At 70.5% G+C, this 8,449-nt stretch carries 7 protein-coding genes; 6 read left to right on the top strand and 1 reads right to left on the bottom strand.

The window, feature by feature from the left end; genetic code table 11:
- Nucleotides 1-304 precede the first annotated feature (304 nt).
- The 6 genes from VFO68_RS01730 (at nt 305) to VFO68_RS01755 (ending at nt 7,417) form a co-directional block, all read left to right on the top strand.
- The gene (locus VFO68_RS01730) at nt 305-1,324 is read left to right on the top strand and encodes a LacI family DNA-binding transcriptional regulator (protein ID WP_325156331.1); all 1,020 of its coding nucleotides are present in this window, start codon (nt 305-307) and stop codon (nt 1,322-1,324) included.
- A gap of 92 nt (nt 1,325-1,416) precedes the next feature.
- Nucleotides 1,417-3,171: a carbohydrate-binding module family 20 domain-containing protein gene (locus tag VFO68_RS01735; RefSeq protein WP_325156332.1), complete on the top strand. Its 1,755-nt coding sequence runs from the start codon at nt 1,417-1,419 to the stop codon at nt 3,169-3,171.
- Nucleotides 3,172-3,663: 492 nt separating this feature from the next.
- On the top strand, nt 3,664-6,006 hold the full coding sequence (locus VFO68_RS01740) for a HAMP domain-containing sensor histidine kinase (protein ID WP_325156333.1): 2,343 nt from the start codon (nt 3,664-3,666) through the stop codon (nt 6,004-6,006).
- A complete protein-coding gene (locus tag VFO68_RS01745; RefSeq protein WP_325156334.1) occupies nt 6,003-6,419 on the top strand; it encodes a roadblock/LC7 domain-containing protein in 417 nt (138 codons plus the stop codon). Before VFO68_RS01740 ends, VFO68_RS01745 begins: the two co-directional genes overlap by 4 nt.
- 61 nt (nt 6,420-6,480) lie before the next feature.
- Nucleotides 6,481-6,813, top strand: coding sequence for a DUF742 domain-containing protein (locus tag VFO68_RS01750; protein ID WP_325156335.1), 333 nt, complete (start codon nt 6,481-6,483; stop codon nt 6,811-6,813).
- Nucleotides 6,794-7,417, top strand: a complete 624-nt coding sequence (locus tag VFO68_RS01755) for an ATP/GTP-binding protein (RefSeq protein ID WP_325156336.1) — start codon at nt 6,794-6,796, stop codon at nt 7,415-7,417. Before VFO68_RS01750 ends, VFO68_RS01755 begins: the two co-directional genes overlap by 20 nt.
- Here the strand turns inward: VFO68_RS01755 and VFO68_RS01760 are convergent.
- Nucleotides 7,408-8,449, bottom strand: a 1,042-nt coding sequence (locus VFO68_RS01760; protein WP_325156337.1) for a lytic transglycosylase domain-containing protein, incomplete at its 5' end; no start/stop codon positions are given. The genes VFO68_RS01755 and VFO68_RS01760 overlap by 10 nt on opposite strands.

Consider the following 8,449-nt stretch of genomic DNA (forward strand, 5'->3'; position numbering starts at 1 on the left):
CACGGGGGGCGGGGTGGTCGTGGTTGGTTGGGTGGTGGTGGTCGTCGGTTCTACGGAAACCGATGGTTCCTGGGGTTGTGGGGTGGCGGGTGTGGTGCCGCAGGCGACCAGTGTCAGCAGGAGACCGCCGGCGACAGCCAAGCGGGCTGATCTGTCCATTGTAGACAATGCTCCTCGGGGTGGGTGGACGTGCTGCTCGGTCGGCCGATTGACCTCCGCATCGCGCGCACCGCGAAACGTGTTACGAATGAAAGTCGCGTGGAACGCGACCGCAAGGGCTTGCGGTGGGCCGTAGATTGTGACCATGGAACGGGCCCGGTTGGCGGACATCGCGGCACAGGCGGGGGTCAGCGAGGCGACGGTCAGCCGGGTGCTCAACGGCAAGGCCGGCGTCTCGGCGAACACCCGGGAAGCGGTGCTGGCCGCGCTGGACCTGCTCGGTTACGAACGGCCGGTGCGGTTACGGGCGCGCAGCGCCGGGCTGATCGGGTTGATCACGCCGGAACTGTCCAACCCGGTTTTCCCCGCGTTCGCGCAGGTCATCGAGCGGGTGCTGACCCGGGTCGGGTACACACCGGTGCTGTGCACCCAGACGCCGGGCGGCTCGACCGAGGACGAGCTGACCGAGGCGCTGGTCGACCGGGGCGTGAACGGGATCATCTTCGTCTCCGGGCTGCACGCCGACTCCACCGCCGACATGAACCGCTACGTCAAGCTGGCCGGCCGGGGCGTGCCGTTCGTGATGATCAACGGCTACACCGAGAAGGTGTCCGCGCCGTTCGTGTCCACCGACGACCGCGCGGCCATGCGGCTGGCGGTGACCCACCTGGTCGAGCTCGGCCACGAGCGGATCGGGCTGGCCGTCGGGCCGCGCCGGTTCGTCCCGGTGCTGCGCAAGATCGAGGGGTTCGTGCAGCACATGCGCACCCTGCTGCCGTTGTCCGCCGAGGCGGCCGAGGGGTTGGTGGCGCACTCGCTGTTCACCGTCGAGGGCGGACAGGCCGCCGCGCACGCGCTGATCGACCGGGGCTGCACCGCGATCATCTGCGCCAGCGACCTGATGGCGCTGGGCGCGGTGCGCGCCGGCCGGCAGCGCGGGCTGACCGTGCCGGCCGAGCTTTCCGTTGTCGGCTACGACGACTCGCCGCTGATCGTGTTCACCGACCCACCGCTGACCACGTTGCGCCAGCCGGTCGAGGCGATGGGCCAGGCCGCGGTGAACGCGTTGCTCGAGGAGGTCGGCGGAACGCCGGCGCCGCACGCGGAGTTCGTGTTCCTGCCCGAGCTCGTGGTCCGCGGGTCGACCGGAGCGGCGCCGGCTTGAGGGTTTACCGCGCCAACTCTGGTTGGTAATCTTGCGGAAACTCCCTGCAACTCCTTTCACCTCCGTGAGGAGGGGTCGTCATGCACCGTCGCATGCGCGCAACCACCGTCGCCCTCACCCTTTTCGCCGCGGGGCTGAGCCTGCCCGCCGCCGCCGAACCGGCCGGCATCGCATCCGGGACCAGTCCGGGGGCCAAGGACGTCATCGTCCATCTCTTCGAGTGGCCCTGGGCCTCGGTTGCCAGTGAATGTACGAATGTGTTGGGCCCCAAGGGTTTTGGTGGGGTCCAGGTATCTCCGCCGCAGGAGCACGTGGTGCTGCCCGGCAACGGTTACCCGTGGTGGCAGGACTATCAGCCGGTCAGCTACCGGCTGGTCTCCCGCCGCGGTGACCGGGCGGCGTTCGCCAACATGGTCAGCACCTGCCACACGGCCGGAGTCAAGATCTTCGTGGACGCCGTGCTGAACCACATGGCCGGCGGCGCGTCCCGCGGGCCCGGCAGCGACGGGTCCAGCTACACCCAGTACGCCTACCCGTCGGTGCCGTACGGCTTCGACGACTTCCACCACTGCGGCCGCAACGGCAACGACGACATCCGCAGCTGGACCGACCGGTGGGAGGTGCAGAACTGCGAGTTGGTCGACCTGTCCGACCTCAAGACCGAATCCTCCTACGTGCGCGGGAAGCTCAGCGCGTACCTGCAGGACCTGGTTTCCCTTGGCGTGGACGGCATCCGGGTGGACGCGGCCAAGCACGTGCCGGTCGCCGACCTGCAGGCGATCTACGGACCGATGAGCGGGAAGTACATCTTCCAGGAGGTGATCGAGGGCGGGCCCGGTGAGATCGCGCCCGGCGAGTACACCGGGATCGGCGACGTCACCGAGTTCCGCTACGGCGACGTGGTCGGCAACGCCTTCCGGGACGGAAACCTGGCCAACCTCAACAACCTGGCGGGCTCCATGGCGCTCGGCTCGGCGGACGCGGTGGCGTTCATCGACAATCACGACACCCAGCGCAACGGCCGGGCCCGGCTCACCTACAAGGACGGCAACAACTACGCGCTGGCCGAGGCGTTCATGCTGGCCTGGCCGTACGGAGTGCCCCAGGTGATGTCCAGCTTCGCGTTCAACGGCGGCGACCAGGGGCCGCCGGCCGCCGGCAACGGAACCACCTCGCCGGTCAACTGCGCCGGCGGCTGGGTGTGCGAGCACCGCTGGCGCACCACGGCCAACCTGGTCGGCCTGCGCAACGCCAGTTCCGGCGCCGGGGTCAGCAACTGGTGGAGCAACGGCTCGACCCAGATCGCCTTCGGCCGGACCGGCCGGTCCTATGTCGCGTTCAACCGGGACGGCGGCACCCTGTCCCGGACGTTCCAGACCGACCTGCCCGCCGGCACCTACTGTGACGTGGCGGGCGCCGACTTCTCGGCGGGGACCTGCGGCGGCGCGACCTACGCCGTCGACTCCGCCGGCCGGTTCAGCGCCTCGGTGCCGGCCGGCCGGGTGCTGGCCCTGCATGTGAACGCCCGGACCAGCGGCGGGGGCGGCGGCTGCACGACGGTCGCGGTGGGCTTCAACGTCGATGCGCAGACGGTCTGGGGCGAGAACGTCTACGTGGTCGGCAACCGGCCGGAGCTGGGTGACTGGAACCCGGCCAACGGCGTGCCGCTGTCCGCGGCGACCTATCCGATCTGGCGCGGCACGGTCAGCCTGCCGGCGAACGTCACGTTCGAGTACAAGTACGTCAAGCGGATGGGCAGCCAGGTGATCTGGGAGACCGGCGGAAACCGGGTGCGGTCCACCGGATCGGCCTGCGCGGTCGGCTTCGACGACGTCTGGCGCAACTGAACCCAGGCGGCGTTGAACGGTTCGGTCGGGTGGGCCAATCGGCTCGCCCGATCGGACTACGCTCCGCGTCGATCTTGACTACGCAGAGTAGAACTGGTGGAATTCGACATTATCCACAAGCAATAAGTCATATAGTCACCGCCGGCATTTCGAAATCGGCGGTCGGATCATGGCAACCTGCATGTTGCACAGGTCACATTCGTCACGATAAGCCCCGGTCTCGTTACCGTGTGTGCGGAAGTAGGCTTCGAATAAGGCCTAAAGTCCCTGGTCGAAAAATCGCTTGAACATGCTCTGACGTGGGAACTTGACATGTGAGCACATTTCGTATTGTGTCCGGTTCCGGAATCCCCGAAGGGCAATTCAGTTGAGAAGGCGGGGCCTGAGCGAGGCATGCGGAACCCCCGAACATGGCATATCAATGGCTGGAGCCTGCGCACCAAGGTCGCGGTCGTCCTACTGCTGCCTGCGATCGTCGCACTCTGGCTCGGCGTGCTTCGGGTCAAGGCCCAGCTCGATGAGGCCGACCGACTGGACACACTGCGTGACCAGGTGACGTTGCTGCGGGAGAGCGCCGAGCTCGCCTCCCGCCTGGCCGACGAACTGGTCGCCGCCTCCCCCGTCGGCGACAAGCGCGACGAGGTCGTCGCCGCGGTCAACGAGCAGCTCGGCCAGCTCCAGCGCGCCGACGAGGCGACCGTCCTGCCCGAGAACCTGGACCGGATCCTGCGGGACGGCTACGGCGGCCTCGACGAGGCCCGCCGCCTGGCGGCCAGCCCCGACGCGACACCGTTCAACGTCGTCACGGCCTACTACAACCTGGTCAATGGTCTGAGCGCGCTGTCCTCGGGCATCGTGGCGCGTTCCGGCAACCAGGACCTGGAAGGCCCGGGCAAGGCCGTCGAGGCGATGCTGCGCCTGCGCGGTCTGCAGGGCATGGACCAGGTGGTGCTGCGGCTCAACCAGGCCGGCCAGCCACTCGACGTCGGTACCGGCCAGCGAACCACCTCCGAGGAAGCGATCCTCACCGAGCGGGTCAAGCGCGACCTCCCGGCCGACAAGGTCGACACGTTCGCGAACCTGATGAAGACCGCCGAGGAGCGGCGCTCCGCCTTCCAGGCCGCGATCGCCGACACGAAGAAGGTCTCCCCGCCGGCACTGCTGCCCAAGATCGGCGCCGAGGCGAAGGGCCTGGACACGCTGCTGGGCGAGGTGCTCGACCGGCTCGACGGGCAGGCGGGCGCACTCGCCGACGACGCCCAGGCGCAGACGCTGCGCGAGTCGGCCCTGGTGGTCGTCGCGCTGCTCGCGGCCTTCGCCCTCGCGCTGCTGGTCGGCCGCACGCTGCTGAACTCGGTGCGGACCCTGCGGTCGGCCGCGCTGGACGTCGCGCACGCCCAGCTACCCGCGACGGTGGAGCGGATCCGCGACGGCGAGCACGTCGACTGGCGCAACGTCACACCCGTGCCGGTGCACACCACCGAGGAGATCGGCCAGCTCGGCCGGGCCTTCGACGAGATGCACCAGCAGGCCGTCCGGCTCGCCGGTGAGCAGGCCGACCTGCGCCGCCAGGTCGCCGACATGTTCACCACGCTGTCCCGGCGCAGCCAGTCCCTGGTGGAGCTGCAGCTGGAGACGCTGGAGAAGCTCGAGTCCGACGAGCAGGACCCGCAGCGTCTCGACGGCCTGTTCAAGCTCGACCACCTGGCCACCCGCCTGCGCCGCAACGGTGAGAACCTCCAGGTTCTCGCCGGCGGCACCCCCGCCCGCCGCGCCTCCGGCCCGGTGTCGGTGGTCGAGGTGCTGCGCGCGGCCATCTCGGAGATGAACGACTACCGGCGGGTGAACCTGGGCCGCGCGCCGGACGGCTCGGTGCGCTCCCCCGCCGCCGCCGACATCGTGCACATCCTGTCCGAGCTGCTGGAGAACGCGGCCCGGTTCTCGCCGCCGGACAAGAAGGTGGTGCTCACCGCCGACCGCGGCTCCGACGGCGGACTGCTCATCCAGGTCGTCGACTCCGGTATCGGCATGGCGCCCGACGAGTTGGCCGCGGCCAACGAGCGGCTCGCCGCCGCGGACGAGGCCACCCCGGAGACCACCCGGCGGATGGGTCTGTTCGTGGTCAGCCGCCTGGCCGAACGGCACGGCGTCAGGGTCCGGCTGCGCGCCACCCGCCAGTCCAAGACCCAGGCCGGTGTCACCGCCAGCGTGCACATCCCGGTCTCGCTGGTGATCTTCGAGGAAGCCCCGGCCCCGATGATGTCCGACGCGATGAACGGCTACGGCCGCATGGGCGGGCTGAACGGCAACGCCCCGGCGCTGACCGACATGCCGCCGCGCGATTGGTTTGTTCCGATGACCGAACCGTCCGGCCAGGATCTCGTCACGGTCGGGGACGCCCGCACCGCCCGGCGGATGTTCGACGCACCGGCCGCCCCACCGCCACCACCACCGCCGCCACCACCGATGGCGCCCCCGGCGCCGCTGCCCCCGCTGCCGACCCGGCAGGCCGGGCAGCCGACCACCCGCCCGGCACCCCCGGCCGCGGAGTCGGCATGGTCCTCGCTCGGGTCCAACTGGCCGTCGCCCGAGCCGGGCCGGCACGAACTGCAGACCGGCGGCACGACCAACTCCGGCCTGCCGATGCGCCGGCCGGGCGCGGGACTCACGCACTCGGCGACCCCGGAAACCGAGCCGGCGCACGCGCTGCAGCGGGACCCGGAGTCGATCCGGAGCAACCTCGCCCGCCACTACAGCGGCGTCCGCACGGCCCGAACCCGCGGTCCCCACGATGAAAACGGAACGGCCCAGCAGCAACCCAAGGGAGAATCATGACGGCGGAGATCACGGCAGAGGCGCAGTCGTCGCTCGGCTGGCTTGTGTCGGCGTTCACCAACGAGGTCCCCGGGGTCGCGCACGCCGTGCTCGTGTCGGCCGACGGGCTCATGGTCGCCGCGAGCGAGGGGCTGCCCCGGGACCGCGCCGACCAGCTGTCGGCCATGGCCGCGGGTCTGTCCAGTCTGACCGTCGGCGCCGCGCACCTGTTCGCGGGCGGCCGGGTGGTCCAGTCGGTGATCGAGATGGAGCAGGGCTTCCTGCTCCTGATGACGGTCGGCGACGGCTCGCACCTCGCGGTGCTCGCCTCGGCCAAGTGCGACATCGGCCTGGTCGGCTATGAGATGACCCTGCTCGTGGACCGGGTCGGCCGCATGGTCGACACCCCGGTGCGCGGGCCCGCCGGAACCTGAACCGGGGTAGAACGTGACCGAGTCCGATCCGTACAGCAGCCGTCCCGCACGGCCCGCTGGATTGGCGCGTCCATATTCGTGGACTGAAGGCCGGACCCAGCCCAGCGTCGAGATCGCCATCGAGGCGCAGGTGCAGACCACCCGGGCCGGCAACTCGGTGCCACCGAACGCGACGAGTCCACTGTGGACCGTGATGCAACTGTGCTACGAGACTCGGTCGGTGGCCGAGATCGCGGCGCACATGGGAGTTCCGCCCGGCGTGGTGAAAGTGCTGGTGGCGGATCTCCTGAACGAAGGCCTCGTGGTCGTGCACGCCACGCTCGGCGAAGACACGAGCCTGGCCGAGCGCCGGGACCTGATCGAGAGGGTGCTCATTGGACTACGCGCACAATAACCGGGCGCCACAGAATCGGATCACGTCCGCGAAGATCGTGGTCGCGGGTGGCTTCGGCGCCGGCAAGACGACCTTCGTCGGCGCCACGTCCGAGATCGTGCCGCTGCGCACCGAGGCGCCGATGACCAGCGCCAGTGTCGGCGTGGACGACCTGCATGCCACTCCGGACAAGGTGTCCACCACGGTGGCGATGGACTTCGGCCGGCTCACGCTCGCCGAGGACCTGGTCCTCTACGTGTTCGGCACGCCCGGCCAGCACCGGTTCTGGTTCATGTGGGACGACATCGTGCGCGGCGCCATCGCCGCGGTCGTCCTGGTGGACACCCGCCGGCTCGCCGACTCCTTCTCCGCGATCGACTACTTCGAGTCCCGGGACATCCCGTTCCTGGTGGCGATCAACAAGTTCAACGGCATCCAGCAGCACGCGCCGGACGACGTCCGCGAGGCGCTCGCGCTGCCGCCGGACACCGTGGTGATCACCTGCGACGCGCGGTCCCCGCAGTCGGCCAAGGAAGTGCTGATCGCGGCCAGCCAGTACGCGCTGACCAAGCTGGACCGCCGGCCGATGCCGGCGCGGCCGGCCGGCGCACACGGCTACGTCTGAGCGTCCCCCTCCGCGGAGGGTGACGTCGGCTCGGGCGCTGAGGTCGGCGCCGGCTCGGTCGGCGTCGGCTCGGTCGACTCGGGCGTGGACGGTGCCGTCGGCTCTGTCGTGGCGGGCTGTTCGGGCTCGGACGGCGTGGTCATGTCCGGCGGCGTGGTCGGGTCCGGCGGCGTGGTCGGGTCCGGCGGGGTCGTCGTCACCGGCGGGGTCGTGACGGGCGGAGTCGTGGTCTGCGGCGGGGTGCTGCTGACCGGTGGCGTGGTCGTCGACGGCGGAACGGCCGGCGGCGCCGTGGCGGGGATGGTCCCGACCGGGAGTCCGGTGGCGTCCGGGACGACGACCGTGCCGGCGGCGTAGGTGGCCATCCAGCGCAGCACCAGGTTGCGGTAGCTGGTGGAGTTGTTGTAGCTCAGGATCGCCGCGTCCAGGCCGGCCGGGGTGCCCAGGTCCCGGTTGGCCGCGCACAGGTAGCGGGCGGCGGCCAGGCTCGCGTCGTAGATGTTGTGCGGGTCCGCTCTGCGGTCGCCGTTTCCGTCGGCGCCCCAACGCTTCCAGGTGCCCGGGATGAACTGCATCGGGCCGACGGCGCGGTCCCAGACGGTGTCGCCGTCCAGCGCTCCCCCGTCGGTGTCGCCGATCGCGGCGAACCCGTTGCCGTCCAGGCGGGGTCCGAGGATCGGCCGCACCGTCGTGCCGCCCGCGTCGACCTGCCCGCCCCGGGCATGCCCGGTCTCGACCTTGCCGATCGCCTCGAGCAGTTCCAGCGGCAGGTGACAGCCGGGCTGGTCGCGGTTGATCGTGTCCCGGGCCCGGCGGTAGGCGTCCAGCACGGTGGTCGGGATGTCACCGGTGAACACGGCCGGGATCATCGGACCCGGCCCCGAATCATCCACAGTGGACACCACGGCGGCGTCGTCGGTCCCGCCCGGCGGCTCGGCGGGCAGCGAGTCGTCGCGGTCGGCGATCCACGAACCGCCATCCGACTCCGCGATGACCGGGCGGTCCGCGCCGGCCGGTCGCGGCACGGCGGCC

Origin of the sequence: Actinophytocola sp. (assembly GCF_035712165.1) — a bacterium.
GTDB lineage: Bacteria > Actinomycetota > Actinomycetes > Mycobacteriales > Pseudonocardiaceae > DASYTH01.